Here is a 26,879-nt window from a genome sequence, read left to right on the forward strand (position 1 = left end):
ATGCGCAGTTCGTTCACAAGTGCCCGCATATTGAAGCCAATCAGTGATCCGGAGCACTTGACTCACAGAGAACGAGCTGGATTGGATCGATGTCAGCGGATGACGACCCACCGCTTCCCGACCCGTCCCTGCCCGAACGCCGCTGATTTCCCGCCGCCGTCCGCACACCGGAGTCCGGACGTCCTGTCCGGATGCCGAAGTCCGGACGCGGGATCCGCGCGGCGCCGCCCGACGCCCCCGTCTCCCGAGCTCGGAAACTGGAATCGTGACTGCAAACGCCCACACCCGCAGGTCCACCATCAAGCACCCCGGCGCGGCGGTCCTCGCACTCGCCGTGACGTCGGCCCTGCTGGCGGGATGCTCCTCCTCCGACGACAGCAAGTCCGACCCCCTGAACGACAGCAAGGCGAGCGGTGACACCGTCGTCGTCGGCTCCAACAACTTCGCCGAGAGCATCCTGCTCGCCGACATCTACGGCGAGGCCCTGAAGGCCAAGGGCGTCAAGGTCACCTACAAGCCCAACATCGGCACCCGTGAGACCACCTACGGCCTGCTGAAGAACGGCTCCATCTCGGTGCTGCCCGAGTACAACGGCGCCCTGCTGGCCTACCTCGACCCCAAGGCGACACCGAAGACCGTCGAGGCGACCACCGCCGCGATCAACGCCAAGCTGGAGTCCAAGCTGACGCTGCTCGACCCGGCGCCCGCCCAGGACAAGGACTCGGTCACCCTCAACGCGGCCACCGCCGCGAAGTACGACCTCACCGGCAAGTCCAGCATCGCCGACCTGAAGTCCGTGGCGAAGGACCTGGTCATCGGCGGCTCGCCGGAGTTCCAGACCCGCCAGCAGGGCCTGGTGGGCCTGAAGTCGGTCTACGGCGTGGAGTTCAAGTCCTTCAAGGCGCTCGACGCCGGCGGCCCGCTGACCCTGGCCGCGCTGAAGAAGGACACCGTGCAGGCCGCGGACGTGTTCACCACGGACCCGACCATCACCAAGGAGAAGTTCGTCGTCCTGCAGGACCCGGAGAACCTCTTCGGTTTCGAGAACGTCCAGCCGCTCGTCTACAAGTCGGCCCTGCCCCAGAAGGGCGTCGACGCGCTCAACGCGGTGTCCGCGAAGCTCGACACCACGACGCTGCTCGACCTGGACACCCAGGTGCAGTCGGAGAACAAGGACCCGCTGGACGTCGCCAAGGCCTGGCTGAAGTCCGCCGGACTCGACTGACGGCCGCAGTTGGACACCACCGCAGACGACCCGACGCGGGTGTCCCCGGACGCCGGGGACATCCGCGTCGTGCTCGACGGCCGCGCGCTCGGCATACCCGGACTGGTCCGGCTCGCCGACCGCGCGGCGGTGCCCGCCGTGGCACCCGAGGCCCTCGACCGGACCCGCCGCGCCTGGGCCGCCGGCCGGCGGCTGGCCGCCGAGGGCCGCTGGTACGGCCGCGGCACCGGCGTAGGCGCCCACCGCTCGGTGCCGGTCGAGGCGCACGACGAGGCCGCGCACGGTCTGCGGGTGCTGCGCAGCCACGCGGCCGGTGCCGGAGCGCTGCTCCCGGCCCGGCAGATCCGCGCGATGCTCGCCGTCCGCGCCAACCAGCTGCTCGCCGGCGGCTCCGGCATCCAGCCCGCCTTCGTCACCGCCCTCACCGAGGCCCTGCGCCTCGGCGTGCACCCCGCGGTCAACGAGTACGGCGGCGTCGGCACCGGCGACCTGACGGCACTCGCCCAGACCGGCCTGACGCTGATCGGGGAGCGCCCCTGGCTCGCCGACCCGGCGCCCGGACCGGCCGTACCCGTGCCGGACCCGGCCCCGCCCGGCCCGGCGGCGGGCCCCGCGCCGGCGGATCCGGCGCTCTCCCTCACCCTGCCCGCCCCCGTCACCCCGCAGCCCGGCGACGCCCTCGCGCTGCTCAGCAGCAACGCCCTGGCACTCGGTCAGGCCGCCCTCGCCGTGCACGACATCGACCTGCTGCTGCGCGCCACGCACGCCGTCGCCGCCCTCTCGCTCGCCGCGGTCTCCGGCTCCCCGGAGGCCTACGCCGCCCCCGTGCACGCCCTGCGCCCCTACCCCGGGCCGGCCCGCGCCGCCGCCGAGGTGCGCCGGCTGCTCGGCATGGCCGACCGGCCGCTCAACGCCGGCCGCCGCATACAGGACCCGTTCGGCTTCCGGGCGTTCCCCCAGGCGCACGGCGTCGCGCTGGAGGCGGCCGAACGGCTGCGGCAGGTGGTCGAGGTGGAGATCAACTGTCCCTCGGAGAACCCGGTCGTCGACCCCGACGGCACCACCGTCCACCACCACGGCGGCTTCTACGCCGCACCCCTGGCCCTCGCGCTGGACGGCCTCGACCTGGCCCTGCTGCAGACCGCCCAGCTGTCCGCCGCCCGGCTGGCCGCCCTCACCCGGGCGGACCTGACGGGGCTGCCCGCCTTCCTGGCGACCGGTCCCGCGAGCAGCTCCGGCACGATGATCCTCGAGTACACGGCCAACTCGGCGCTCGCGGAACTGCGCTCCTGCGCCGCGCCCGCCTCGGCCGGGCACGCCGTGCTCTCCCACGGACTGGAGGAGGCGGCGAGCTTCGCGGGCCAGGCCGCCCGTCAGGCGCTGCGCGCCTTTGGTGCCTACGCCACCGTCCTGGCCTGCGAACTCGTCACCGCCGTCCGTGCGCTGCGGCTCCGGCCGGTGCCGCCGCCGGTGGCGGCGTACACGCTGGCCGCGGCCGCGCTGCCGTCCGGCACCGAGGACCGCCCGCTGACCGGTGACGTGGCGGCGGCGGTGGAACTGCTGCCGCAACTCGCCCGGTTGTAGACCGGGCCGGCCGGTCGGCCGCCTCGGTGACGTGGCTCAGTAGCCGACGGAGAAGGTCGCGTCCTGGAGCTCGGTGGCCGTGGCGACCGGGTCGATGCGCAGCACGTAGTCGGAGTGGCGGATGTAGCGGGTCGGGTAGTTGTACGACCGGAAGGACGACCACGTGGAGTCCGCGAGACCGGCCGTACGGTAGAACGTGGCGTCCTGGGAGTAGGCCGACGTACCGTCGTTGACGTCCAGCTGGAGCTGGTAGTCGTAGTGCCGCAGATAGCGGGTCGGGTAGTTGACCGACTGGAAGGACACCCCGGCGCTGTCGGCCAGTCCGGGGACCAGCTTCCACTGCGAGTCGGTGTACGGGTCGAACGGGTACTCGTCGATCCGGCCGACGAAGTTCGCATGCCGGAGGTAACGGGCCGGATAGTTGTAGGACTTCAGCCGGTTCCAGACCGGTGCGCCCCATCTGGCCAGCAGGTTGTCGTACTCCGTGGTGCTGATCGGCTGGATGCCGGCGTGCTTGGAGTTGACCGGCTGGGTGTAGAGCCTCTGGTCCAGCGCGGTCCAGGTGCCGGCCGCGAGACTGCTCGACTGCCAGGCGTAGAAGACGCCGTTGGGGGTGTAGGTGTCACCCCAGAGGTACCAGGTGCCGGTCGTCTGCGACTTGACGAGGATCGGCGCCTCGGTGCCGCCGTGTGCCACGGCGGTGCTGAACTCGGTGAAGCTGCCGGGGTCCAGGGTGGTGGAGCGGGCGCCGACCAGCGTGCCGCCCTTCTTGAAGTAGAGGTAGTTGACGCCGTTCACGCCGACGGCCATGTCGCCGTCGATCACGTCGTAGCCCGGGTCGAAGAAGACCTGCGGGGCGGACGCGGTGACGAAGTCGGAGGTGTAGTTGACCATGATGACGTTGTGGCCGCTGGAGTTCACGGCCGAGTAGATGAGCGCGTACTGTCCGCGCCCCGCGTCCCAGAAGGCCTCCGGTGCCCAGGCGTGGGTGGCCATGTCGTGCAGTTTCAGCCGGTGGTAGCCGGTGAAGGTGCGCAGGTCCGTGGAGTTCCAGACGTGCACGTACTGGCTGATGTAGCTCCAGTCGGTGCCCTTGAGGTCCGTGGCGAGGACCGTGAAGGTGCCGTCCTGCCTGCGCAGCACGAACGGGTCCCGCAGCCCCAGCGCGCCCTCGGTGGGCGTGACCACCGGGTTGTTCTGGTTGAGCGGCGTCCAGCGCAGCGAGTCGGGGCTGACGGCGAGATGGAGGCCGTAGTCCGTACCGGTGCCGTTCGGCGACTCGGTGAAGTAGGCCATCACATACGCCGATCCGGCCGCCCGGGCGGAACCCGCGCCCAGGGCCAGCGAGAGCGGCAGGGCGGCGGACATGCCGAGCAGACCCCGGCGGGACAGCCGGGGGCCGTGCGCGGTGTGCGGGTCGTGCCCGTCGTGGGGACTGCGGGAGCCATGGGTGCTGCGGGGGCCGGCGGCTGTCATGTCGCTCCAAGGGGGCCGAGGGGTGCGGGTGCCCGGGATCTGACGGTATATCGAACACGGTTCGGGAAACCGGTCAGAACGTAGAAGGCTGACGCGTACGCGTCAATAAGATCGGCACCCTTGGCCGGAACTCGACGGACCGGGCGGCCCTCAGGGCCCGCCCGGAGCGATCCGTCCCGGCCCGTCGGGCCCGCCGGCGGTGGCGATCAGCTGGTCGATCAGCGCGATCAGCACGTCCCGGCACGACTCCCGGTCCCGCGCGTCGCACAGCAGCACCCTGGCGTGCTCCGGCAGCGCCAGTGCCTCCCGTATCTCCTCCGGCGGGTAGGGGTGCTCACCGTGGAAGCCGTTGACGCCCACCACGAAGGGGATGCCCCGCCGCTCGAAGAAGTCGATCGCGGCGAAACTGGTCTCCGGCCGCCGTACGTCGACCAGGACCACCGCGCCCAGCGCGCCGATCGCCAGGTCGTTCCACATGAACCAGAACCGCTGCTGCCCGGGCGTGCCGAACAGATACAGCACCAGCTCCCGGCTGATGCTGATCCGGCCGAAGTCCAGGGCCACCGTGGTGGCCGTCTTCCCCTCGATGCCGTCGAGATCGTCTATGCCCAGACCCGCCGCGGTCAGCGGTTCCTCGGTGCGCAGCGGAGCGATCTCACTGACCGACCCGACCAGGGTCGTCTTGCCGACGCCGAACCCCCCGGCGATCAGGATCTTGACCGTGTCCGGGGCCGTCCCGGGCCGGGCGGTGGCGCTAGAGCCGGCCAAGGCCGTCCCTCACTTTCTGCAGCAGTTCCAGGTCGGGCGTGGCACGCGACACGAGACGCGGTGGACGGGCGGTGATCCGGCCCGCCTCCAGCAGATCGCACAGCATGATCACGACCACACTCACCGGCAGGTCGAGCAGCGCGGCGACCTCCGCCACGGCGACCGGCTCGGCGCACATTTTCAGGATCCGGACGTGCTCCGGCTGCGGCCGCACCGGCCACGGAGGCGGCGGATCCACCGCCGTCAGCGTGGTGATGAGGGTGAAGTCGGCGCGGGAGGGCCGGGTCCGGCCGCCCGTCAGCGTGAACGGCCGTACCAGCCGGCCTGCCGCGTCGCCTCCGCTCACCTCACTCGCCGCGGTCCGACAAGGCGGCGCCCGCGCGCGGAGCCGCGCTCAGATGCTCGCCGATCTTCTTCACCAGCATGTTCATCTGGTACGCCACCACACCGACGTCCGCGCCCTGGCTGGTGAGCACCACCAGATGGGCACCCGGCCCGGCCGAGGTGAGGATCAGATAGCTGTGCGCCATCTCGATCAGCGCCTGCCGCACCGGGCCGCCGCGGAAGTCCATGCTCACACCCTTGCTGAGGCTCATCAGCCCGGACGCGGTGGCCGCGAGACGCTCCGCGTCGTCCCGCAGGAAGCCGGTGGACTTGCTGACCACCAGACCGTCCTCGGAGAGCACGACGGCGTGGTTCACCTCGGCGACCCGTTCCACGAGTCCGGTCAGCAGCTGGTCGAGCTGGGTGTGGGTGGCAGGGATGGGGCGTGTCATGGTGATGTCCTTCATGAACGGTCGGCTGGCGGCGTAGGACTGACGGGACGGCCCGCGGCGGACACCGGCCGGTCCGGTTCCCCGGCCGCGGGCAGATCCCCATCATCCCCGTCGTACGGCGGCGGCGCGTCCTCGTCACGCGCCTGGAGCGTGCCACGCAGGAAGCCGGACAGTGAGGAGGCGGCACGTTCCGCGGTGAAGTCGGTGAGATCGGCCGACCCGTCGCGGTCCTCCTTCCCCTCAAGGCTCCCGGGCTCCTCGCGCAGTTCCGCGGCGAGACTGGTCTGCGGCACCCGGCGGGGCAGCGGGGTGAGCCCGCTGCTCCAGGACGGCCGGGACGCCGTACGGGCTCCGGTTCCGGCCCTGGCTCCGGCACCGGCGCGGGGGACCGGTCCGGCCGCGTCGTCGGCGCGGGGGGCCGGAGCGGCCGCGTCGTCGGGGCGCGGCTTCCTGACGGGCCGGGGCTTCGGGGCGACCGGCTCGAACGCGGCCTCCCGGGCGGGCGTCGCGGCGCCGTCCCGGGCCTCGCGGACCACGATCTCGTGCGGCACCAGCACGATCGCCGTCGTCCCGCCGAACGGCGACGGGCGCAGCGTCACGGTGATGCCGTGCCGGACGGCCAGCCGGGACACCACGAACATGCCGAGACGCAGGTCGTCGGCCAGCCCCGCCACATCGAACTGCGGGGCCACCGCCAGCTGGGCGTTGAGAGAGGCGAAGTCCTCGTCGGACATGCCGAGTCCGCGGTCCTCGATCTCGATGACGAGACCCTTGGCCACCATCGCGGCCCGTACCCCGACGGGGCTCGGCGCCGGTGAGTACACCGTCGCGTTGTCGATCAGCTCGGCCAGCAGATGGATGACGTCGGCCACCGCGGGCGGCGCCAGCGACACATCCTCCTCGGCGTGCAGCTCCACCCGCTGGTACTCGGCGACCTCGCCGACGGCGCTGCGCAGGATGTCGATCAGCGCGACCGGCTCGATCCAGCTGCGGCGCGGCTGCTCGCCGCTGATGATGACCAGGTTCTCCTCGTAGCGGCGCAACTGGCTCGCCGTGGAGTCCAGTTCGTACAGGCCCTTGAGGACCTCCGGGTCGGTGTGGGTACGCTCCAGCGCGTCCAGTTTGCTGAGCTGGAGGTTGACCAGGTTCTGGCTCTGCCGGGCGATGCCCAGGATGACCTTCTGGAAACCACGCCTGGTGTCGGCCAGTTCGACCGCGGTGCGCACCGCCGTGCGCTGAGCGGTGTTGAACGCCCGCGCCACCTGGCCGAGTTCGTCGTTGCCGTAGTCCAGCGGCGGGGTGGCGAGCTCCACGTCGACCTTCTCGCCCCGGTCGAGCCGGGCCACCACATCGGGCAGCCGTTCCTCGGACAGGCTCAGGGTGGCGACCCTGAGACCGCTCAGCCGGCGCGACAGCGATCGGGTTATCCGCGTCGACATGATGACGCTCACCAGCAGCGCCACCAGACCGCCGGCGCTCAGCGAGGCCGCCGTCACCAGCAGCCCGTGCGCCTTGTCGGCGCTGCGGGTGAGCAGGGCCGAGGTCTGCTGGCGGATCAGCCGGGAGTACTCGGCGGAGACCACCAGGAGCGAGGCCCGCCACTGCTTGCGCACATCGGGCAGGACGACGCGCTGCTTGCCGCTGCCGGACGCCCCGGCCGCGAGCACCTTGTCCTCCGCCGCCTCCAGGGCCTTCCAGGACGCGCTCTGGAGAATGGCCTCCGTCTGCGCCTTGGTGCTGCCCGTCAGTGACGGCTCGATCTGGTCCGTCACCAGCCAGCGCCGGGTGTTCACCAGTTGGGTGAAGGTCGCCCACGTCTTCTCGTCCATCGTGCCGGACTGCCCGGCCAGGGTGAGCTGCGCGTCCTCCTCGGAGATCAGCTCGGCCGCGTGCTCCAGGGCGACCAGGGGGCCGGCCTGCGAGGTGAGGTCGCCGTCGTCGACCTGGGACAGCTCCTGGAAGGCGTGGATCTGGTCGTCGATGATCGAGGTGTACTGGTCCAGGGCCTGTGCCGAGGTGATGTCGCTCGGGTAGTCCACCTGTCCCCGGTAGTACTCCAGGCTGCCCACGGAGGCGACGACCGAGTACAGCCGGTCCTTGACCCGGGCGGGCGCCTGCTTGATGGCGTCGGCCTGGCTGACCAGTTTCGCGACCGCCTTGTCCGACGCGCGGCGCTGGGCGTCCAGTTGCACCCGTGAGCTGTCCGACGAGGTCAGCCACTGAGCGGACAGGCTGCGCTCCTTCTGGAGCGCGAGGGTGGCCTCGGTGCCCATGGCGCCGGTGGACCTGCTCAACTGCGTCTGGGAACGCAGGTTCAGGCCCTCTGTGAACATCTGCGTCGTCGTCACACCCCACATGGCGGCGAGGGTGACGCTCGGCACCAGCGCCAGGAGGATCAGGGAGAGACGAATGGAGCCGAGACGGCGCCGGGGACCTGTCCGTGGAGACATCGTCGTCCTAGGGCGAGCAGCGGGGAGTTGGCGGGGTCGGAACGGTCGGTGGAGTGGGAGGGACCGGGAGTGGAGGGAGCGCGGGAGGTGCACGAAGGAGCGGGGAGGAGGAACAGGGACAGGTGGAACACAGGGGTCCGCAGGATGCTATCCGTACAAGTGACCGTACGCACGGTGAGAGTGCGATTCTTTCCCGCCGGAGGTGTGTGAGGTGCCCCCGGCGGAGCACGGCCGACGGCTCAGCGGGTGCCCTTCGCGGCGAACTTCGCGACCGTCTCCACGTTCGTCTTGGTCACGAACGCCGGGCCGGTGAGCACCGGGGCGGAATCGCCGCCGCTGACATTGCCGTTCGTCCGGTACAGCCACAGCGCGTCCACGGCCAGATAACCCTGGAGATACGGCTGCTGGTCCACCGCGAACTGCACGTCACCGTTCTGCACGGCCTTCACCAGGTCGCTGTTCAGGTCGAACGTGGCCACCTCGGACTTCGCCCCCGACTTGTGCACCGACTTCACCGCGGCGAGCGCGAACTGCGCGCCGTTCATCACCACTTCGTCGATGGTCGGGTCCTGCTTCAGCCGCGCGGCCACCGAGTCGGTCACCGCGTTCATGTCGGTGCCGTCCACGTAGAGGATGTCGGTCTGGCCGCCGAAGGACTTCTTCATGCCGGCACAGCGCGCCTCCAGCGCGACGTTGCCGCGCTCGTGGATCACGCACAGCGCGTGCTTGGCCCGGAGATCGTTGAGTTTGTCACCCACGGCGCGGCCCGCGACGCTCTCGTCCTGCCCGAAGTACTCCAGCGCGCCGTCGGACTTCCAGTCGTTGATGCCGGAGTTGAGGCCGACGACCGGGATGCCCGCCGTGATGGCGTCGTTGATGGCACTCCTCATGGCCTCCGGCTTGGCCAGGGTCAGCGCGATGCCGTCCACGCCGTCCTTGACGGCGTCCCGGACCAGTTCGGCCTGGCCGCCGGCGTCCGCGTCACTCGCGTACGTCAGCGCGATGTTGTCCTTGGCGGCCGCGTCCTCCGCGCCCTTCTGCACCCGCGCCCAGAACTCGTCGCCCTTGGCGCCATGGGTGACCAGGGCGACCTTGAACCGGGCGTTGCCCGCCTTGCCGGCCGTGGAGCCCGCGGAGTCGCTGCCGGAACCCGAGCAGCCGGCCAGCAGCAGGGCGGCGACGGCGCCTACCGCGGTCACGGCGGAGCCGCGCGCACGTCTCGAACGGGCGGGTGGTGGATTGTTCATGAGGACAGGGCACCTCACTGTGCGGCCGAGCAAGAGGAAAACGGAAGCCCGGGCCGGCCGGTGACGCCGCCCGGGTGACTCTCCTGGGCCGGAGCCAACCCTGTGAGGCGGTCGGTAGTCAAGTGACCAGCCACTTGGTGTGCACTGTTGCTGCCGCATTGTGATGAACGCCGGGCCGCCGGGAGGCCGTGCCGCCCGACGTCCTGCCTCCCGGCGGGTCTGCCGTCCGCCTCCCGGCGGGCCTTCCGTCCGCCACCGTCCGTCTGCCTCCGGCGCCTGCTGTCGGCCGCCTGCCGCCGTCTGCCGTCCGCCTCCGGCGCTTGGCCGTCCGCCGTCGTCCGTCCCTCCGCGGTCTGCCGTTCGCCGTGCGTCGGCTGTGCGTCGGTCGTCCGGCTCCGGCCCGTCTCCCGTCGTCTGCCTCCGGTGTCGTCCCCGGGCGCCCGCGGTGTGCCCCCGGTCCTGCCCCGGTGTGCCCGCCCGCGAACCCGCCCGGTGTACCTGCCCCGGTGTGCCCGTCCCGTTCCGGGGCGGTGACCACGAGAACTCCGGGTGCCGGTCGTCGGGGCGGGACCGCGTGCACGGGCGCGGTGAAAGCCCGTTGTCCCGTCCGCGGGGCGGACGGGACAACGGGCTGTGCGTGCGTCACCCGGCGCGGTCAGACCGCCTCCGCGGCCCCGGGCACCGCCGCCTCGAACGCCTCCCCGGCGTCCCCGGCGTCCCTGTCCGGTCCGGTCCCCCGCTCGTCCCGGCCCTCCCGCAGTGCCGCTTCCCGCGCGGCCTTCCTGCGGTGCCGCCGGCTGATCCGCGGCTCCTGGTCGGGCAGCCAGCCGAAGGCCATGCAACTGCCGGTCGCCCCGAGGAGCAGACCGATGAAGAAGCCGCCGAGGTTGGACGTCATCCACGTTCCCAGGGACAGCAGGATGCCGAGCACGGAGTAGAACAGCCGCTGGGCCGGGTTGAAGAGCAGCAGCAGTCCGCACACGATCATCAGCGCGGGCAGCAGATAGCCCGCCAGACCCTGCATGCCGACATGGAGGATCACCGGGAGCGGCGCCTTCATGGTCACCAGGATCTCGGCGCCGCCCAGGGTGAGCAGTACCCCGGCCGTGAACGGCCGCTGCTCCCGCCACTCCTGGAAGCGGGCGCGGCGGCTCGGTGGGCCGCTCATTGCGGGCAACCGTCGCCACCGAAGCGCATGTGCAGCCCGGGCAGCTTGAACACGGCAGCGGTGGCGGCGTAGTTGTGCTGGTAGAGGTGGTTGATGACGACGCCGTCGGCCTGCTGGCCGTAGACGCCTCGCGGGCCCTGGACACCGGCCTTGTCGAAGGTGCTGGCGTCGCGCCCGATCTCGATGTTGTTGAACGACGCGTCGCCCTTGATGTCGTCCGAGTCGATCGCGAGGTTCGACACGCTGACCGGCTTGGACCCGCCGCCCGCGGTGAGGACGAGCTGGATGCCGCCGAGGTCGACGCTCTGGCACATGTTGGTGATCGTGCCGTTCTTCACCACCGAGGTGACGACCAGCTCCTGACCGCCGGTGTCGCCCGCGTTGGGGCTGTTCTCGATCATGTTGTCGAGTCCGCCGTACTGTTCGAAGCCGGTGCCGTCGAGCCGGTCGGCGGTGACCACGAACGGCATGCCGGAGATCGCGAACTGGACGCCGAGGGCCCCCTGGGCGGTGAGGATCGCGAGGCCGGCGGTGACCGCCGCGGCCGGCACCGCCATGACCGCGGCCCGGCGTGCCCGGACCCGTCCGTGTCTGCGGGGTTCCGCGGGGGTCGTGCCGGACGCTGCTGCTCCGGTTCCGGAACCGGTCTCGGGGTCCGGGTTACCGGGGGTGTTGTCGGCGGACGGGAAGTCCGAGGACGAGGCCATCTCTGCTCCCATGGGCATAGTCATGCGGGTTGGGCTTCAGTGGCGCGTTGTCCTGGCGCGGACAGCGGCTGCCGTGCACCCGTCCCCACGACTCCCGGCGTCGCACGGGCCTTCTGGGTTACGCGGCAGTAGCCTTCCAGGAAGTTACCGGGGGTTACATTGAAGGGTCAAGGGAGTTGTGAAAAACGGGTGTCGATTGCGTGTTACCCGCAGACGTTATTGGCAACTTGCTTTTGACGTCTTGACGTTGACGGAACATCAGGTCTACAAATCTGCCTGGCTTCCCCCAGGATCCGTGGCGCCGGATCCGCCGCGCGGCACACCGGCCGCGTTCCCGGGACCCGTTCTTCTTTCCCCCTGCCGTCGGGGCGCTCCTCGCCCCGACGTCGTTCCTGTGCGGTCGGACACGGTCGGCTTCCCCCATCGGCCCGTGCCCGGCCGCCTCGCGCCCGGCCCGGCCGGAGATCCTCCTCCGGGAGTCTCCGGCCGGTGTCCGGCCGACGCCGTCGCCGGTCCGTCACGTACGGAGAAGGCGTGACGGACCGCGACGGCCGACGCCGGGTCCGCCTCGGCCCCACGGGGCCCGAACTCACCCTCAGCACCCCCACATCAGAGAAAGAGGCACCCGCATGCGTACCCGCATCCTCCTCGCCCTGGCCGGTTCCGCCGCCGCGCTCTCCCTCACCGCCGTCCCGGCCTCCGCCGCCACCCCCGTCCTCACCACCAGCGCGGGGGCCGTGGCGGTCGGCGACGTCGTCACCGCACCCCTGGCCAGCGGGACCAGCGCCACCCTGTACTCCAGCGCGACCGGCACCAGCGGCGTCAAGTGCACCACGTCGCAGTTCACGGCGAGTGTCACCTCCAACCCCGACGCCCCCGGCACCGCCACGGAGTCGGTCAGCGGCCACTCCTTCACCGCCAGCAGCTGCACCAGCAACGTCCTCGGTGTGACCGGCGTCAGCAGCGTCACCGTCGACAACCTGCCGTACACCGCCTCCGTCACCTCGGGCGGTGCCCTCACCGTCTCCCCGGGCAGCGCCGGCGCCATCCAGACCACGGTCAAGCTGAGCACCCTGCTCGGCTCGATCACCTGCGTCTACCAGGCGTCGGGTCTGACCGGTACCGCGAGCAACGCCGACAGCAGCATCAACTTCACCAACCAGCAGTTCACCAAGGTCTCCGGCTCGTCGCTGTGCTTCGCGAGCGGCTACTTCACCGCCAAGTACGCCCCGGTCACCGACGGCGGCGCCGCGGTGTCCGTGAACTGACGCATCATCAGGAGCACGACGGCTGCGCGGCGTCGGACGATCAGCGCCTGCGCAGCCGCAGCAACAGGGCGGCGCCCCCGGTGAGCACCAGCACCGCGGCGGCGCCGCCCGCCACGACCGGGGCCGACGGTCCCGCCCCCACCCCGGTGGCATCGGCCACCGGGGTGCTGCTCGCCGCCTGCTTCCCCGCGGACCCGCCCGGCTGCGCCGTGGCGCCCGTGGAGTCGGCCGGGGACGTGGCCGAGGCGCGCCGTGACGGCGTGGCGGCGGACGCCGGTACCGCCCCTGACGCCGAAGCCGACGCCGCCGAAGCCGGCCGGGACGCGGAGGACTTGGCCGCGCCGCCCGGGAACACCACGTCGGAACACGAGTAGTAGGTGTCCGGCGTGCTGCTGGTCTGCCAGATCGTGTACAGCACCTGCCGTCCCGTGCGGTCCCGCGGCAGTGTCGCGCCGATGCGGTAGGCGTCGTCCCGCAGCGGCGGGTCCTTCACCTCGGCGAACGGTCGCGACGGCAGGTCGGACCAGGTCAGCGGCCGGTCCGGGTCGTAGCCGGGCTTCGTCAGGTACAGCCGGAACGTGCCGGCGTGCGGGATCGGCGCGGCGTACGTCATCGTCAGCCGCGCACCCGGGGCGAGCCGGGTGGCGGGCCAGTCCGGACGCGTCAGATCGAGCCCCTTGTAGCCGGAGAGCCCGCCGCTGCACAGCTTTCCGTCCGGGATCACCTGGCGGTCCCTGCCGCCGACGTCCGGCACCCGTACGTCGTCGAAGAACGTGAAGGGCGCGCCGTTCGCCGCGACCGCCGCCCGGCAGGCCGCCGTCCGCGTGTACGCGCCGCCGTCGGGGGAGCAGGCGAAGGTCCGGCTGACCGGGTCCGTGGGCGCGCCGTGCGCCTGGGCGGGGCCCGCCGCCCACAGGGCGAGCAGGGCCCCGGCCGCCGCGGCGGCTGCGGCGGGCCTCAGGGGCGCGGTGGTACGGCTCATCCGGGACGTCTCCTCGGCGGGCGCGGACGGGAACGGTACCGGGCAGTACGGCCGGACGGCGCGGTGTGTTCAGTCCGTCGGCCGGTCCGTCCGGAGTGCTCCGCCGTCACATTGAAAACAAACCGTTCGCCTCGTAATCTGGCGATCTCCGGGTCGACGCCCGGTCGTCCGTCATGGCCGTGTGACACCGAGGGAGGGCGTGCTGCGACCGCGAACACGCGCGAATGCCGCGGCACCTGCGGCCACGTACGCCACACTGACACGTGTCGTTCGGCCGTTGCGCATGCGGACGACGGCACGGCATGGCCGAAAGGCGGGGGTGCGGGACGTGTGCCGACCGCTCCCGTCACCCCTCTCGTCGTCACCGGAACGTGCGTGGTCCCGCACGGAAGGTGACGTGAAACAAACCGCGCACCCGGTTCTTTCCGTTCCCGATTCCGTCCCAAGGGGGAGTCCAGCCGATGGCGAGGCAGTTACGCGCCGAGCAGACCCGCGCGACGATCATCACGGCCGCCGCAGACCTGTTCGACCGTCACGGCTATGAATCGACGAGCCTGAGCGACATCGTCGAGCACGCCCAGGTCACCAAGGGCGCCCTCTACTTCCACTTCGCGGCCAAGGAGGACCTCGCCCAGGCCATCCTCGGACTCCACGCCCGGCTGTCCCGGCAGGTCGCGCGGGAGATGGAGGGCCGCGGCTACTCCTCGCTCGAGTCCTTGATGCGCACCACGTTCGCCTACGCGCGCCTCGCCGTGGAGGGCCCCATTCCCCGGGCGGGACTGCGGCTCGCCGCCGGAGAGGTCGAGGTGCGGCCGCCGTTGCAGCACCCGTACGCCGACTGGCTGGACATCGTCTCGCGCCGGCTGGTGGCCGCGGCCAAGGAGTCGGACATACATACGGACATAGACGTCGAGGCGGCCGCACACTCCCTGGTCTGTTTCTTCGTCGGCACCCGCGTCGTCGGCCGCACCCTCGAACCCGTCGGCCGCCATCCCCGCCGCCTTGCCGAAATGTGGCACCTCGTCGTCCGCGGCATGGTGCCCGTGCCGCGCCGCGCCCGCTATCTCACCCTCGCCACCCAGCTGGAGCGGGAGATCAGGATCCCCTGACCGGTGGTGCGCCCGGGGCGTCCCCGAGGCGGCTTTCCCGCCCGGTTCACGCGAAGGGGTGATCGGCGGCGGCCCGGCGGATGCCGGTGCGCGGCCACGGGTAGGGCCCGGCCATGACGCAGCCGTTCGAACTCCCGCGCTTCTACATGCCGTATCCCGCGCGGCTCAACCCGCATCTCGACGAGGCCCGCACCCACTCGTCCGCGTGGGCCCGCGAGATGGGCATGCTGGAGGGCTCCGGAGTCTGGGAGCAGGCCGACCTCGACGCGCACGACTACGGGCTCCTGTGCGCGTACACCCACCCCGACTGCGACGGCCCGGCCCTCTCGCTCATCACCGACTGGTACGTGTGGGTGTTCTTCTTCGACGACCACTTCCTGGAGAAGTACAAACGCACCCGGGACCGCGCCGCGGGCCGGGCCCACCTCGACCGGCTCCCGCTGTTCATGCCGCTCGACCCCGCCGCGCCGGTGCCCGAGCCGCTCGACCCGGTCGAGGCCGGCCTCGCCGACCTGTGGGCACGCACGGTCCCCGCGATGTCCGACGGCTGGCGCCGCCGGTTCGCCGTCGCCACCGAACACCTCCTCAACGAGTCGATGTGGGAGCTGTCCAACATCGACGAGGGGCGGATCGCCAACCCCGTCGAGTACATCGAGATGCGGCGCAAGGTGGGCGGCGCCCCGTGGTCGGCGGGGCTCGTGGAGTACGCGACCGCCGAGGTGCCCGCGCAGGTCGCCGGCACCAGGCCGCTGCGGGTCCTCATGGAGACGTTCTCCGACGCCGTGCACCTGCGCAACGACCTGTTCTCCTACCAGCGCGAGGTCGAGGAGGAGGGCGAGCTGAGCAACGGCGTGCTCGTCCTGGAGACCTTCTTCGGCTGCACCACGCAGCAGGCCGCCGACACCGTCAACGACATCCTCACCTCCCGCCTCCACCAGTTCGAGCACACCGCGCTCACCGAGGTCCCGGCGCTCGCACTGGAGAAGGGCCTCACCCCCGCCGGACTGGCGGCGGTGGCGGCGTACACCAAGGGGCTCCAGGACTGGCAGTCCGGCGGCCACGAATGGCACCTGCGCTCCAGCCGCTACATGAACGAACGCGCCCGCTCCACCAGCCCCTGGCAGCTCCCCACCGGCCCCGGCACCTCCGCCGCCGACATCGGCGCACTGCTGGCCGTGGCCGCCGGCGAGCGGCTGCGCGCGTACACCCACCAGCCGTACCAGCGGGTCGGCCCGTCCCTGCTGCCCGACTTCCACATGCCGTACCAGGTGCGGATCAGCCCCCATCTGGACGGCGCCCGCCGCGGACTCGCCGGCTGGACGCACCGCATGGGCATGCTCCAGGAAGGCGTCTGGGACGAGGACCGGCTCGCCGCGGCCGACCTCGCGCTCTGCTCGGCGGGCATCGACCCCGACGCCACCCCGGAGGCCCTCGACCTCAGTGCCGCGTGGCTGGCCTGGGGCACCTACGGCGACGACTACTACCCCCTCGTCCACGGCCACCGCCGCGACCTGGCCGCCGCCCGGCTGACCACGGCCCGCCTGTCGTCCTGCATGACGGTCGAGGACGGGGCGGCCCCCGCCGTCGTCCCGGGCAACGCCATGGAACGCGGTCTGATCGACCTGTGGTCGCGCACGACGGCGGGGATGACCGAGGACCAGCGGCGCACCCTCAGGCAGGCGGTGGACGACATGACCGAGAGCTGGGTGTGGGAGCTGTCCAACCAGCTCCAGCACCGGATCCCCGACCCGGTCGACTATCTGGAGATGCGCCGCGCCACCTTCGGCTCCGACCTCACCATGAGCCTGTGCCGGATGGGCCACGGCCCCGCCGTACCGCCCGAGGTGTACCGCAGCGGCCCGGTCCGCTCCCTGGAGAACGCCGCCGTCGACTACGCCTGCCTGATCAACGACGTGGTCTCCTACCAGAAGGAGATCGAGTACGAGGGCGAGATCCACAACGCCGTCCTGGTGGTGCAGAACTTCTTCGGCGTCGGCTACCCGGCCGCGCTCGGAGTCGTCCACGACCTGATGACGCAGCGCATGCGCCAGTTCGAACACGTCGCCGCCCACGAACTCCCGGTCCTGTGCGAGGACCTGGCCCTCTCCGACGCGGCCCGCGCCGTCCTGCGCGACTACGTCGCCGACCTGCAGAACTGGATGTCCGGCATCCTCCACTGGCACCTGTCCGTCGACCGCTACAAGGCCCCCTACCTGGCCCGCCGCGCCCACGGCTTCCTCCCCTCCCGCACCCCGACCCTGCTCCTGACCTGACCTGACCTGACCTGACCGGCCCGCCCGACTGGGGCCTGCCCGACGGGGGTCCGGGGGCGGAGCCCCCGGGGCCGGGAACGGGAAGGGGCGGCGGGGGCGAGAAAACCGAACCGCACCCCCTCGTCCGCCCCCGCCGGCCTCGCACAGCCGTCCGCGGACAAAGCCGCAGGCGTGAAGCGGCCCCATCCGCTCGCGTCGGTTCGCGCGGCCGGGCAGGATGCTGCCCGTAGCATCGTCTCGCCCGTTCACGGAGGTCCCGATGACCGCCAGCTCCCTCGCGCCGTTCACCGCCGCCGACTACCGGGTCCGGATGGCGAGGGCCGCGCGCGCGGCCTCCGACGCGGGGCTCGCGGGGCTGCTCGTGGCGCCCGGCCCCGACCTGGTGTGGCTCACCGGCTACGCGCCCCCCGCCGCCACCGAGCGCCTCACCCTGCTGGTCCTCACCCCGGGACACGACCCGGTGCTGGTGGTACCGGCCCTGGAGGCGCCGGACGCCGCGAAGGCGTCCGGCGCCCCCGCCCTGACCCTGTGCGACTGGACCGACGGCAAGGACCCCTACGCCCTCACCGCGGAGCTCCTCGGCCCCACCGGCACCTTCGTCGTCAGCGACAACGCCTGGGCGATGCATCTGCTCAACCTGCAGAAGGCGCTGCCAGGCACCTCCTACGCCTCCTTCACCGACGCCCTGCCCATGCTGCGCGCCGTGAAGGACGGACAGGAACTCGAGCTGCTCGCCGCGGCGGGCGCCGCCGCCGACGCCGCCTTCGAGGAGATCCGCACGGTGCGCTTCACCGGCCGCCGCGAGTCCGAGATCGCCGCCTACCTCGCCGACCTGCTGCGGCGTTTCGGGCACTCCCAGGTCGACTTCACCATCGTCGCCTCCGGGCCGAACGGCGCCGATCCGCACCACGAGGCCGGCGACCGCGTCATCGAGCACGGCGACATGGTCGTCCTCGACTTCGGCGGCCTGCGGGACGGCTACGGCTCCGACACCTCCCGCACCGTCCACGTCGGCGAGCCCACCGACGAGGAGCGCCGCGTCCACGACCTCGTGCGCCGGGCCCAGGAGGCCGGTTTCCGCGCGGTCCGGCCCGGTGCGGCCTGCCAGGAGGTCGACCGGGCCGCCCGCGCGGTCATCGAGGACGCCGGGTACGGCGAGTACTTCATCCACCGCACCGGCCATGGCATCGGCGTCACCACGCACGAGCCGCCGTACATGATCGAGGGCGAGGAGCAGCCCCTGGTCCCCGGGATGTGCTTCTCCGTCGAACCCGGCGTCTATCTGCCCGGCCGCTTCGGCGTGCGCATCGAGGACATCGTCACGGTCACCGAGGACGGCGGCCGCCGGCTCAACGGCACGACCCGCGAGATGGTGATCGTGGACTGACCCCCGCCCCGGCGACCCCTGCCGGCCCCCGGCGCCGGTCCCGCCCTGTCACTCCCGGTCCCACCAGCATCAATCCCCCCGACACCGGTAAGGAGTACTCCGACGACCCGCACGACTCAGGGCACCCGTGGCACCGACGGGACCGGCCGGACCCCGGCGGCCCCCGCGCAGCGACCCCACCCGAACGACGACGGCGTGACCATGACCCAGGCACCGACACCCACCGCGGACCTCGTCCGCGGACTCGTCCGTTCCCTCCTCAAGGACGGCACGGAAGGCAAGGACGGCACGACGGGCAGGGGCGGCACGGGCGCCGCCGGGCCCGACGTCCGGCCCGTCTCCCCGGGCGGTGGGTGCGCCACCTGGTGGGTCGGCGGCCGCCATGTGCTGCGCCTCGCGCCCGACCGCGACGCCACCGTCCGCCAGCGCCGCGAGCTGCGGGTGCGCGACCTCGTCCGCCCGCACGTCGCCGTCGCGGTCCCGGCCAGCGTGGCGCACGGCGAGTGGGCGCCCGGACTGTCGTACACGCTGGACACCAAGGTGCCCGGCGGCTCTGCGGAGGAACTCGACGTCACCGCCGTCGGCGAGGCCGACCTGGCCGGACTGTTGACGGGGCTGCGCCAGGTGCCCGCGCGGCAGGCCGAGGCGCTCGGCGTGCCGCGTGTCCCGCCGCGCTCCCTGGAGGCACTGCGCCGGATGGCCGTGCACGCCGCCCGGCAGCTCGGCGCCGCCGACGAGTTCGAGCCGGCCCTGCTGGGCCAGCTCACCCCGCCCGGCGCGGCCCAGCTCGCGGCCCAGCCCGGCACCGCGGTCCTCGTGCACCACCGGCTGACGGGCGGGCACCTCGTGGTCAGCGCCGACGGCCGGGTGCGCGGCGTGCTCGGCTGGACCGGCGCGGCCCTCGGCGACCCCGCGGAGGACATCGCCGGCCTCGCCCTGGCCGTCGGCTCCCCGACGGCCGTCCGGGCCGCCACCCTGGCCGGCTACGGCGCCCGGCCCTGCCTGCGCGGCCTGTGGCTGGCCCGCTGCGACGCCGTCGTCCGCCTCGCCGCCCGCCTGGAGGACCGCGATCCCACCCCGCCGGCCGTCCTGCGCACCCGGCTGCGGCACGCGTGGGAGGCGATCCTGCTGGAGCGCGTCACGGAACTCCGGGGGGACGGGGCCGGGGACCACGGCGACCTGTGAGATCCGTACCCTGCGCGACGACAGCCCAGAACCCCTCCCTCAGGACTGCGCCAGCACCACGCAGGACTCCCCGGGCAGCCGCAGCAGCCCGTCCGGGCCGGGTGCCTCGACCGGTTCCCACGCGGCGAGGACCTCCGCGCGGCGCGGCCCCAGCGGAACCGCCGCGCTCTCCTTGCCGAGGTTGAGCACCACCCGGATGTCGCCGCGCCGGAAGGCGAACCAGTGGGCGTCCTCGTCGTAGGCGGCCCTGATGTCGGTGAGGTCGGGGTCGAAGAGGTCGGGCTGGTCGTGGCGCAGCGCGATGAGCCGCCGGTACCAGGCCAGCATGCGGGCGTGCGGCTCACGCCCCGGTTCCGACCAGTCGAGGCAGGAGCGGTCACGGGTCGCCGGTTCCTGCGGGTCGGGGATGTCCTCCTCGGCCCAGCCGTGTGCGGCGAACTCGCGCCGCCTGCCGCGCCGTACGGCCTCGGCGAGCTCCGGGTCGGTGTGGTCCGTGAAGAACTGCCACGGCGTGCCCGCGGCCCACTCCTCGCCCATGAACAGCATCGGCGTGAACGGCGCGGTCAGCGTCAGGGCCGCCGCGCAGGCCAGCAGGCCGGGCGACAGCGACGCGGCGAGGCGGTCGCCCTGCGCGCGGTTGCCGACCTGGTCGTGGGTCTGGCTGTAGCCGAGCAGCCGGTGCGCGGCGACCCGGGTGGGGTCCAGCGGGCGCCCGTGGCACCGGCCCCGGAAGCTGGAGTACGTGCCGTCGTGGAAGTAACCGCCGGTCAGCGTCTTGGCGAGGCCGCCGAGGGAGGCGTGCGCGAAGTCGGCGTAGTAACCCTGCGACTCGCCGGTGAGCACGGTGTGCAGGGTGTGGTGGAAGTCGTCGTTCCACTGGGCGTGCAGACCGAGGCCGCCCTTCGCCCGCGGGGTGATCAGCCGGGGGTCGTTCAGGTCCGACTCGGCGATCAGGAACAGCGGCCGCCCCAGGCCCTCGGCCAGGGCGTCCACGGCCGTGGAGAGCTCCTCGAGGAAATGGCACGCGCGCGTGTCCTTCAGCGCGTGCACGGCGTCCAGGCGCAGCCCGTCGATCCGGTAGTCGCGCAGCCAGGCGAGCGCGCTGCCGACGAAGTACGCGCGCACCTCGTCCGAGCCGGGCGCGTCCAGGTTGACGGCCGCGCCCCACGGCGTGTGATGGGTCTCGGTGAAGTACGGGCCGAAGGCGGGAAGGTAGTTCCCGGACGGGCCGAGATGGTTGTGGACCACGTCGAGGACGACGCCGAGACCGAGCTCGTGGGCCCGGTCGACGAAGCGCTTCAGCGCCTCGGGGCCGCCGTACGGCTCGTGCACGGCCCACAGCGACACGCCCTCGTACCCCCAGCCGTGCCGGCCGGGGAAGGGGCACAGGGGCATCAGCTCGACGTGCGTGACGCCCAGCTCCACCAGATGCTCCAGGCGGGCGGCGGCAGCGTCCAGGGTGCCCTCGGGCGTGTACGTGCCCACGTGCAGCTCGTACAGCACCGCGCCCGGCAGCGGGCGCCCGGGCCAGTCGGCGGTGCGCCACTCGTACCGCTCCTGGTCGACCACGGCACTCCAGCCGTCCGGCCCCTCCGGCTGGCGGCGCGAGCGCGGATCGGGCAGCACGGGGCCGTCGTCCACCGCGAAGCCGTAGTGCGTGCCGTCGTGCGCCCCGGCCTCCCCGCGCCACCATCCCGGCCGCCCGGGATCATGCCGCATCGCGTGCGTGACGTCGTCGCAATGGAGCGTCACACGGCCGGCCTGCGGTGCCCACACCTCGAACTGCACGGACGGTTCCCCTTCGTCTGCTTCCCTGGCATGTAGCCCGTCCATCGTGCGTCAAACGAGATCGATCCGCCGTGGAATCACCGTTCGGGTCACCCCCGTGACGCCGGGCGGCGCCCGGTACGTGCGCGGGCGGGGTGTTCCGCGGTTTCTGGACACCCGGGGTCCACTGACCGACAATCACCAGCGTGACGTCGTCCTTCGAGTTCCACACGTACCCCGCACGACCCTCCGACGCGGAACGGGACAAGGCGCTGAAGGTGCTGCGTGACGGCGTCGCCATGGGACGGCTGTCGCACGACACGTTCGTGCGCCGCATGGAACTCGCCCTCTCCGCCCGGCACAGCGACGAACTGGCCGTGCTCACCGCCGACCTGCCGCAGGAGAACCGCTTTTCACGCGCGGTGTTCGGCACCGTCGAGGCCGTCTCCGGTTTCACCGTACGGCTGCGCCGCGCCTGGCGGGCCGAACGGCTGCCCAAGCTGCTGCTGCCGCACCCGGCGGGCGGTCAGGCGCTGCGCATAGGCCGCGACCCCGCCAGCGGGCTGCGGCTCACCCACGAGACGGTCTCCCGCGTGCACGCGGAACTGCTCGTGCAGGGCGGCACGTGGGTCCTCAGGGACCTCGGCTCCACCAACGGCACGACGGTCAACGGGCGGCGGGTCATCGGCGCCGCCGTCGTCCGCGAGGGCGACCAGGTCGGGTTCGGGCAGATGGCGTTCCGGCTGTCGGCGAACTGAGCCGGCGGGCCGGGACAGGGCCGGCCCGGCGGGCCGTGCCGACCGGTGGGCCGCGCCCGGCAGCGGGCCGGAAGCCCCGGGTCCGGTGCGGGTACGGCCCAGGCCCTGGTGCGGGTCGGGCTCAGGTCAGGGTCGGGTCAGGCGCGGGTCCGGTGGCTGAAGAAAGGTTTCCTTCGCTGCGGTGTTGACGTACCCCGGCCCGCGTGACTGACTGTGCGTACACCGTGCACAACAGGTGAAGCGCCGGCGCCCGCACTGTGGAGGTGTGCCCTGCCGCCACGCCTCCGTTACCCGTCCGTGGACGAACTGGGCGCGCATGCCGCCGCGCTCGTCGCCCGTCATCCCCGACAGGCCCGGCTGCGCCCGGTCGGCACCTCCCGCGCGGGAACGCCGCTGTGGCTGCTCTCCGTCGGTCACGGCGCCCGCCAGGCCCTCGTCGTCGCCGGACCGCACGCCAACGAGCCCGTCGGCGGTGCCACCGTCCTGCGGCTCGCCGAACGGGCACTGGCCGCCCACGGCCGCGACGAGTACGCCGACCTGACCCTCAACCTGCTGCTGTGCCTCGATCCGGACGGCTCCCGCCGCAACGAGGGCTGGCTGACCGGCCCTTACACCCTGGGCCGCTACTTCCGGAACTTCTTCCGCCCCGGCTTCGCCGAGCAGCCCGAATGGCTGCCCGACGGCGCCGCGGCCGCCGCCCTGCCGGAGACCCGCGCCCTGCTCGACCTCCAGGACGAACTGCGGCCCTTCTTCCAGTGCTCCCTGCACGGCGTCGACATCGGCGGCGGCTTCGTGGAGCTCACCAGGGACCTGCCCGGCCTCGCACCGCGCCTCGCCCGGATCGCGGCCGGACTCGGCATCCCGCGCGAACTCGGCCCCTACGACGCCCTGTACTGGCCCCGTCTCGGCCCCGCCGTGCATCTGATCCCGCAGCCGCACCGCGGCTCCCGGACCGCCGCCATCACCGAGGCCGCCGTCGACTCGACGTGGTTCCATCCCCAGCCGCACGGCACGGTGACCGCCGTCGTCGAGTCCCCCATGTGGGGCGTCGACGCCGTGGAGGACGGCTCACCGCCCACCGACCCCGACACCCGGCTGCGCACCGTCAGCCGCACCCTGCGCGCCGACACACGGCTCCTGGAACATCTCCTGGAGCGCCTGCGGTCCCACCTGGCCGACGCCCCCGAGACCGCGCGTCTGCTCGCCCCCGTCGACGACTATCTGCTCATCTGCCCCGGTCTCGCCGACGCCTGGGACCCCGACACCGACGACGGCACCGCACGGCGGCTGCCGCAGCTCAACACCGGCCATCTGGTCGCCCTGGCCCTCTCCGGGCGTCGCCTCGCGCTGCGCACGGCGGGACTGCTGCACCGGCTCGTCCTCGCCTCCGGCCACGACCCGGCCGGCGTGCTGCCCGAACTGGACGGCCTGATCGACACCTGGTGCGCCGAGTACCGCGACGGCTTCCAGGCACGCTGGATCCCCGTCTCCCGCCAGTCCGAGTACCAGGCGCGCGTGGTGCTCAGCACCTGCGAACTCGCCGCCCGCCACGCGCGGGTGCGTCCCCGTTCGGGTGAGCCGGGCTGGGGTACGGAGGCCGCCGTGCCGATGCACCGGGAATGAACCACTTCACCCGATCGACGACGGTGCGCGGCGCCCTGCTCGCCGCGACCGCGCTCCTGGCCGTGGGCCAGACCTCCGCCCAGGCGGACCCGTACCCGCACGGCCACCACCGCCACGGTCACGGCAACTGGATGTACGTCACCGTCACCCACGGCGACGCGCGCGCGGACGGCTCCCGCGGGAGCGGTTCCCGTGCGGGCGCCTCCCGCGATGCCCTCCTGCTGTGCGACCCGCCCCGGGGACACGCCCGCGCCGCCGACGCCTGCGCCGAACTCGACGCGGCCTCCGGCGACATCGGCGCCGTCCCGCGCAAGGACGCCCTCTGCCCGATGATCTACGCCCCGGTCACCGCCCGGGCGCAGGGCGTGTGGAACGGCACGCGGGTCACCTACGCGCGCACCTTCTCGAACACCTGTGAGATGTCGGCCCTCACGCGCGACGTCTTCGCCCTCGACGCCTGACCCGTCGCCCTTCCGGCGCGTCGTCTCCCCGGCGCCCGGGGCTCGCGCGTGAGGCCCCCTCGCGCGCGTGCCCCGCGTCTCCTCGCGCGTGTCCGGGTGCGCCGTACGCACCTGTCCGCCGGCGTCGCGTCCGCGCGGCATCCCCCGGCGTGCCGCCGTCGGCGGTGACACGGCCCGCACCGGGGGTTCCGGGCGGCCGGTCCGCTGTCACTCCGCCCGCCCGGCTGCCGTGTCGTCCGTGCGCTCCAGCAGGGCGACCGGCAGGCGGGCGAAGAGGTCGGCCGCGAGGACATGGCCCTCGAAACGGCGCTCCGGGGCCAGGACGTCCGTCCAGCGCCCCGGAGGCAGGAGCAGGCGGGTGTCCTGCCAGCCGCCCGATTCCGCCAGGCGCAGGGAGAGCCGGGTGACCGCCGTGACCGTCCGTCCGGAGCGGGCGAACGCCAGGCAGTGCCCGGCCGCCGGCCCCCGCGCGGGCAGCGCGGCGTACGTCGCCGACTCGCCGAAGGCGTCCGGGTGGCGTGCCCGCAAGTGCAGGGCCGCCGCCGTCAGCGCGTCCTTGCCGCCGGGATCCCGGGGCGGGAACGCCGCCGGACGGCGGTTGTCCGGGTCCACCAGGGCCCGGTACTCGCCCTCCGTGCCCTGGTAGACGTCCGGCACGCCCGGCATGGTCAGATGCAGCAGGGCCGTCCCGAGGACGTTGGCCCGGATGTGCGGCTCCAGCGCGGCCCGCAACGCCGTGACACGCCCGCCGGGCGCCCCGCAGGGCCCCGCCGTCACGAACGCGGCCACGGCCTCCTCGTACGCCGGCTGCTGCTCCGTCCAGCTGGTGCGCAGCTTCGCCTCCCGCACATGCTTGAGCAGCGTGTCCCGGACCCTCCCGGCGGCAGCCGGACCGAGTCCGAACACCGTCTGCCAGGCCGCCCACGCGAGCTGCGCGTCCGGCACGCTCCCGGTCTCCGCCTCGGCCTCGGCCACGGTTGTGGCCCAGCGGTCGGGGCACTCGGTCAGCACCGCCAGGGCCGCCCGCACGTCGGCGCTGCGCTTGGTGTCGTGGGTCGACACGACGGTCCCGGTGACCGGCCGGTCGCGCTGCACGCGCGCGCAGTACGCGTGGAAGTCCTCCGGCGGCACGGTGGGGGCACCCGGTTCACCGCCCACCTCGGTCGCCGACAGCAGCGGCACATAGCGGTAGAACGCGGTGTCCTCGACGGACTTCGCGCGCAGCGCCGACGACGTCTGGGCGAAGCGCGCGCGGAACTCCGCGAGGTCGTACGCGTCGTGCCCGGCGCCGTCGGCCGACGCCAGCAGCAGACCCCGTACGGCGTCCACGGCCCCCGCCTCCTCCGGCACGGCGAAGGCGCGCCGGGCCTCCTCCGCGGCCTCCTCGGTGACGACGCCGGCCGCGTCCGCGGCGCCGTAGGGCCGGTAGACCTCCATCCGCACCAGCAGCTCCCGCAGGGCCGTGCGCAGTGCCCAGGGGGCCCGGTCGCGCAGCGCGAGTCCCGGGGACGCCGCGCACAGACGGCCGGCCACCCGGGTCAGCCGGTCCAGCTCGGTGGCCAGCTCGTGCGTGATCACCTCGTACGCCGCGTGCCGTGCCGTCGCCGCCCAGTCCCCGCCGAGGTCCGGCTCCGGGGCCGCACGGCGCCGGTAGTGCCCCAGCAGCTCCCCGGCCCCCACCGGATCGGCGAGGACGCCGTCCACGCGGCGCAGGGCGTCGTAGCCCGTGGTGCCCGCCACGGGCCAGGAGCCGGGCAGCCGCTCGCCGTCCGCGAGGATCTTCTCCACGACCGTCCAGCGCCCGCCGGTGGCCTCGTGCAGCCGCGTGAGATAGCCCCCCGGGTCGGCGAGACCGTCGGGGTGGTCGACGCGCAGTCCGTCGAGGACGCCCTCGTCCAGCAGCCGGAGGATCTTGCCGTGCGTCGCCTCGAACACCGCCGGGTCCTCCACCCGCACCCCGATCAGCTCCGAGATGCTGAAGAACCGCCGGTAGTTCAGCTCCGTGCGGGCCAGCCGCCACCAGGCGAGCCGGTACCACTGGGCGTCCAGCAGCTCCGGCAGCGGCAGATCCGCGGTGCCCTCGCGCAGCGGGAACGTCTGGTCGTAATAGCGCAGTACACCGTCCCCGGCCGTCAGCCGCCCCAGCTCGGTGCCGAGCGGCCCGCCCAGGACCGGCAGCAGCACGCGGCCGTCCTGCGCCTCCCAGTCGATGTCGAACCAGCGCGCGTACGGCGAGCCGGGGCCCTCCCGCAGCACCTCCCGCAGGGCCCGGTTGTGCACCGGGTCCATCGCCATGTGGTTGGGCACGATGTCGGCCACCAGACCGAGGCCGTGCTCCCGCGCGGTGCGCGCCAGCTCCCGCAGCCCCGCCTCGCCGCCGAGCTCCTCGCGCACGCGCGCGGGGTCCACGACGTCGTAGCCGTGCGGGGAGCCCGGGACGGCCTCCAGGACGGGTGACAGATGCAGATGCGACATGCCGAGCGACGCCAGATACGGCACGGCGGCGGCCGCGGCGGCGAAGGGGAACCCGGGCTGGAGCTGGAGCCGGTAGGTGGCCGTGGGCACGGTCGCTGGGGGGCGCTCAGATGTCATGAAGAGCTACGTACCCGCCGGGGCGGACTTCGTGTCACCCGCCCGGACACTCGCCCGCCCCGCGGGGGTGCGC

21 protein-coding genes are annotated in these 26,879 nt (G+C 72.9%); 10 read left to right on the forward strand and 11 right to left on the reverse strand.

Going from position 1 to position 26,879, the window contains the following annotated elements:
- Positions 1–265 precede the first annotated feature (265 nt).
- Both ABZ862_RS01030 and ABZ862_RS01035 read left to right on the forward strand, forming a co-directional pair.
- Complete coding sequence (locus tag ABZ862_RS01030) at positions 266–1,225, forward strand: ABC transporter substrate-binding protein (RefSeq protein ID WP_360950120.1); 960 nt, start codon at positions 266–268, stop codon at positions 1,223–1,225.
- 9 nt (positions 1,226–1,234) lie between these two features.
- On the forward strand, positions 1,235–2,809 hold the full coding sequence (locus tag ABZ862_RS01035; protein WP_360950123.1) for an aromatic amino acid lyase: 1,575 nt from the start codon (positions 1,235–1,237) through the stop codon (positions 2,807–2,809).
- Between the two features lie 36 nt (positions 2,810–2,845).
- Here the strand turns inward: ABZ862_RS01035 and ABZ862_RS01040 are convergent, their stop codons facing one another.
- The 8 genes from ABZ862_RS01040 to ABZ862_RS01075 all read right to left on the reverse strand — a co-directional run bounded on the left by ABZ862_RS01040 (position 2,846) and on the right by ABZ862_RS01075 (position 11,401).
- Positions 2,846–4,177, reverse strand: coding sequence for a glycoside hydrolase family 43 protein (locus tag ABZ862_RS01040; protein WP_360951355.1), 1,332 nt, complete (start codon positions 4,175–4,177; stop codon positions 2,846–2,848).
- 258 nt (positions 4,178–4,435) lie between these two features.
- Complete coding sequence (locus ABZ862_RS01045; RefSeq protein ID WP_360950127.1) at positions 4,436–5,053, reverse strand: ATP/GTP-binding protein; 618 nt, start codon at positions 5,051–5,053, stop codon at positions 4,436–4,438.
- On the reverse strand, positions 5,040–5,399 hold the full coding sequence (locus ABZ862_RS01050) for a DUF742 domain-containing protein (RefSeq protein ID WP_360950130.1): 360 nt from the start codon (positions 5,397–5,399) through the stop codon (positions 5,040–5,042). The genes ABZ862_RS01045 and ABZ862_RS01050 overlap by 14 nt, the downstream gene beginning before the upstream one ends.
- A gap of 1 nt (position 5,400) precedes the next feature.
- Positions 5,401–5,829: a roadblock/LC7 domain-containing protein gene (locus ABZ862_RS01055; protein ID WP_360950133.1), complete on the reverse strand. Its 429-nt coding sequence runs from the start codon at positions 5,827–5,829 to the stop codon at positions 5,401–5,403.
- An 11-nt stretch (positions 5,830–5,840) separates the two neighbouring features.
- Positions 5,841–8,279, reverse strand: coding sequence for a nitrate- and nitrite sensing domain-containing protein (locus ABZ862_RS01060; protein ID WP_360950136.1), 2,439 nt, complete (start codon positions 8,277–8,279; stop codon positions 5,841–5,843).
- Between the two features lie 239 nt (positions 8,280–8,518).
- Positions 8,519–9,526: a substrate-binding domain-containing protein gene (locus tag ABZ862_RS01065; RefSeq protein WP_360950139.1), complete on the reverse strand. Its 1,008-nt coding sequence runs from the start codon at positions 9,524–9,526 to the stop codon at positions 8,519–8,521.
- 655 nt (positions 9,527–10,181) lie between these two features.
- Positions 10,182–10,694 (reverse strand): DUF6114 domain-containing protein, encoded by a 513-nt coding sequence (locus tag ABZ862_RS01070; RefSeq protein ID WP_360950142.1) that lies wholly within the window; start codon positions 10,692–10,694, stop codon positions 10,182–10,184.
- Positions 10,691–11,401, reverse strand: a complete 711-nt coding sequence (locus ABZ862_RS01075; protein ID WP_360951358.1) for a DUF6230 family protein — start codon at positions 11,399–11,401, stop codon at positions 10,691–10,693. Before ABZ862_RS01075 ends, ABZ862_RS01070 begins: the two co-directional genes overlap by 4 nt.
- 629 nt (positions 11,402–12,030) lie before the next feature.
- Between ABZ862_RS01075 and ABZ862_RS01080 the strand changes: the two genes are divergently transcribed.
- Positions 12,031–12,669 carry a Tat pathway signal sequence domain protein gene (locus ABZ862_RS01080; RefSeq protein WP_360950145.1) on the forward strand — a complete coding sequence of 213 codons (639 nt, stop codon included), beginning with the start codon at positions 12,031–12,033 and terminating at the stop codon, positions 12,667–12,669.
- Positions 12,670–12,709: 40 nt separating this feature from the next.
- Here ABZ862_RS01080 and ABZ862_RS01085 read toward each other — a convergent pair whose 3' ends face one another.
- The gene (locus ABZ862_RS01085; protein ID WP_360950148.1) at positions 12,710–13,651 is read right to left on the reverse strand and encodes a lytic polysaccharide monooxygenase; all 942 of its coding nucleotides are present in this window, start codon (positions 13,649–13,651) and stop codon (positions 12,710–12,712) included.
- A gap of 461 nt (positions 13,652–14,112) precedes the next feature.
- Here ABZ862_RS01085 and ABZ862_RS01090 point away from each other — a divergent pair, with 461 nt between their 5' ends.
- The 4 genes from ABZ862_RS01090 to ABZ862_RS01105 all read left to right on the forward strand — a co-directional run bounded on the left by ABZ862_RS01090 (position 14,113) and on the right by ABZ862_RS01105 (position 19,605).
- Positions 14,113–14,760, forward strand: coding sequence for a ScbR family autoregulator-binding transcription factor (locus tag ABZ862_RS01090; RefSeq protein ID WP_360950151.1), 648 nt, complete (start codon positions 14,113–14,115; stop codon positions 14,758–14,760).
- A gap of 113 nt (positions 14,761–14,873) precedes the next feature.
- A complete protein-coding gene (gene cyc2 / locus ABZ862_RS01095; RefSeq protein ID WP_360950155.1) occupies positions 14,874–17,033 on the forward strand; it encodes a germacradienol/geosmin synthase Cyc2 in 2,160 nt (719 codons plus the stop codon).
- Positions 17,034–17,292: 259 nt separating this feature from the next.
- On the forward strand, positions 17,293–18,420 hold the full coding sequence (locus ABZ862_RS01100; protein WP_360950161.1) for an aminopeptidase P family protein: 1,128 nt from the start codon (positions 17,293–17,295) through the stop codon (positions 18,418–18,420).
- A 201-nt stretch (positions 18,421–18,621) separates the two neighbouring features.
- Positions 18,622–19,605: an aminoglycoside phosphotransferase family protein gene (locus ABZ862_RS01105; RefSeq protein ID WP_360951361.1), complete on the forward strand. Its 984-nt coding sequence runs from the start codon at positions 18,622–18,624 to the stop codon at positions 19,603–19,605.
- Between the two features lie 39 nt (positions 19,606–19,644).
- On the opposite strand, the gene treZ is transcribed toward ABZ862_RS01105, so the two are convergent.
- Positions 19,645–21,393, reverse strand: a complete 1,749-nt coding sequence (gene treZ / locus ABZ862_RS01110) for a malto-oligosyltrehalose trehalohydrolase (protein WP_360950165.1) — start codon at positions 21,391–21,393, stop codon at positions 19,645–19,647.
- Positions 21,394–21,578: 185 nt separating this feature from the next.
- Here treZ and ABZ862_RS01115 point away from each other — a divergent pair, with 185 nt between their 5' ends.
- The 3 genes from ABZ862_RS01115 to ABZ862_RS01125 all read left to right on the forward strand — a co-directional run bounded on the left by ABZ862_RS01115 (position 21,579) and on the right by ABZ862_RS01125 (position 24,214).
- A complete protein-coding gene (locus ABZ862_RS01115) occupies positions 21,579–22,130 on the forward strand; it encodes a DUF1707 and FHA domain-containing protein (RefSeq protein ID WP_360950168.1) in 552 nt (183 codons plus the stop codon).
- 297 nt (positions 22,131–22,427) lie between these two features.
- Positions 22,428–23,753 (forward strand): M14 family zinc carboxypeptidase, encoded by a 1,326-nt coding sequence (locus tag ABZ862_RS01120; RefSeq protein ID WP_360950171.1) that lies wholly within the window; start codon positions 22,428–22,430, stop codon positions 23,751–23,753.
- Complete coding sequence (locus ABZ862_RS01125) at positions 23,750–24,214, forward strand: SSI family serine proteinase inhibitor (RefSeq protein WP_360950174.1); 465 nt, start codon at positions 23,750–23,752, stop codon at positions 24,212–24,214. The genes ABZ862_RS01120 and ABZ862_RS01125 overlap by 4 nt, the downstream gene beginning before the upstream one ends.
- Before the next feature lie 207 nt (positions 24,215–24,421).
- On the opposite strand, the gene treY is transcribed toward ABZ862_RS01125, so the two are convergent.
- The gene (treY, locus tag ABZ862_RS01130) at positions 24,422–26,806 is read right to left on the reverse strand and encodes a malto-oligosyltrehalose synthase (protein ID WP_360950177.1); all 2,385 of its coding nucleotides are present in this window, start codon (positions 26,804–26,806) and stop codon (positions 24,422–24,424) included.
- Positions 26,807–26,879: the final 73 nt, after the last annotated feature.

This window comes from Streptomyces sp. NPDC047000 (assembly GCF_040644295.1).
In the GTDB taxonomy this organism is placed as follows: Bacteria; Actinomycetota; Actinomycetes; order Streptomycetales; family Streptomycetaceae; genus Streptomyces.

What these genes read in the sequence shown, in the direction of transcription:
- ABZ862_RS01125 (WP_360950174.1), top strand. Translation starts at nt 23,750, where the DNA reads ATGAACCACTTCACCCGATCGACGACGGTGCGCGGCGCCCTGCTCGCC.
- ABZ862_RS01075 (WP_360951358.1), bottom strand. Translation starts at nt 11,401, where the DNA reads ATGGCCTCGTCCTCGGACTTCCCGTCCGCCGACAACACCCCCGGTAAC.
- cyc2 (WP_360950155.1), top strand. Translation starts at nt 14,874, where the DNA reads ATGACGCAGCCGTTCGAACTCCCGCGCTTCTACATGCCGTATCCCGCG.
- treY (WP_360950177.1), bottom strand. Translation starts at nt 26,806, where the DNA reads ATGACATCTGAGCGCCCCCCAGCGACCGTGCCCACGGCCACCTACCGG.
- ABZ862_RS01085 (WP_360950148.1), bottom strand. Translation starts at nt 13,651, where the DNA reads ATGAGCCGTACCACCGCGCCCCTGAGGCCCGCCGCAGCCGCCGCGGCG.
- ABZ862_RS01055 (WP_360950133.1), bottom strand. Translation starts at nt 5,829, where the DNA reads ATGACACGCCCCATCCCTGCCACCCACACCCAGCTCGACCAGCTGCTG.
- ABZ862_RS01060 (WP_360950136.1), bottom strand. Translation starts at nt 8,279, where the DNA reads ATGTCTCCACGGACAGGTCCCCGGCGCCGTCTCGGCTCCATTCGTCTC.
- ABZ862_RS01100 (WP_360950161.1), top strand. Translation starts at nt 17,293, where the DNA reads ATGACCGCCAGCTCCCTCGCGCCGTTCACCGCCGCCGACTACCGGGTC.
- ABZ862_RS01040 (WP_360951355.1), bottom strand. Translation starts at nt 4,177, where the DNA reads ATGTCCGCCGCCCTGCCGCTCTCGCTGGCCCTGGGCGCGGGTTCCGCC.
- ABZ862_RS01090 (WP_360950151.1), top strand. Translation starts at nt 14,113, where the DNA reads ATGGCGAGGCAGTTACGCGCCGAGCAGACCCGCGCGACGATCATCACG.
- ABZ862_RS01105 (WP_360951361.1), top strand. Translation starts at nt 18,622, where the DNA reads ATGACCCAGGCACCGACACCCACCGCGGACCTCGTCCGCGGACTCGTC.
- ABZ862_RS01065 (WP_360950139.1), bottom strand. Translation starts at nt 9,526, where the DNA reads ATGAACAATCCACCACCCGCCCGTTCGAGACGTGCGCGCGGCTCCGCC.
- ABZ862_RS01070 (WP_360950142.1), bottom strand. Translation starts at nt 10,694, where the DNA reads ATGAGCGGCCCACCGAGCCGCCGCGCCCGCTTCCAGGAGTGGCGGGAG.
- ABZ862_RS01080 (WP_360950145.1), top strand. Translation starts at nt 12,031, where the DNA reads ATGCGTACCCGCATCCTCCTCGCCCTGGCCGGTTCCGCCGCCGCGCTC.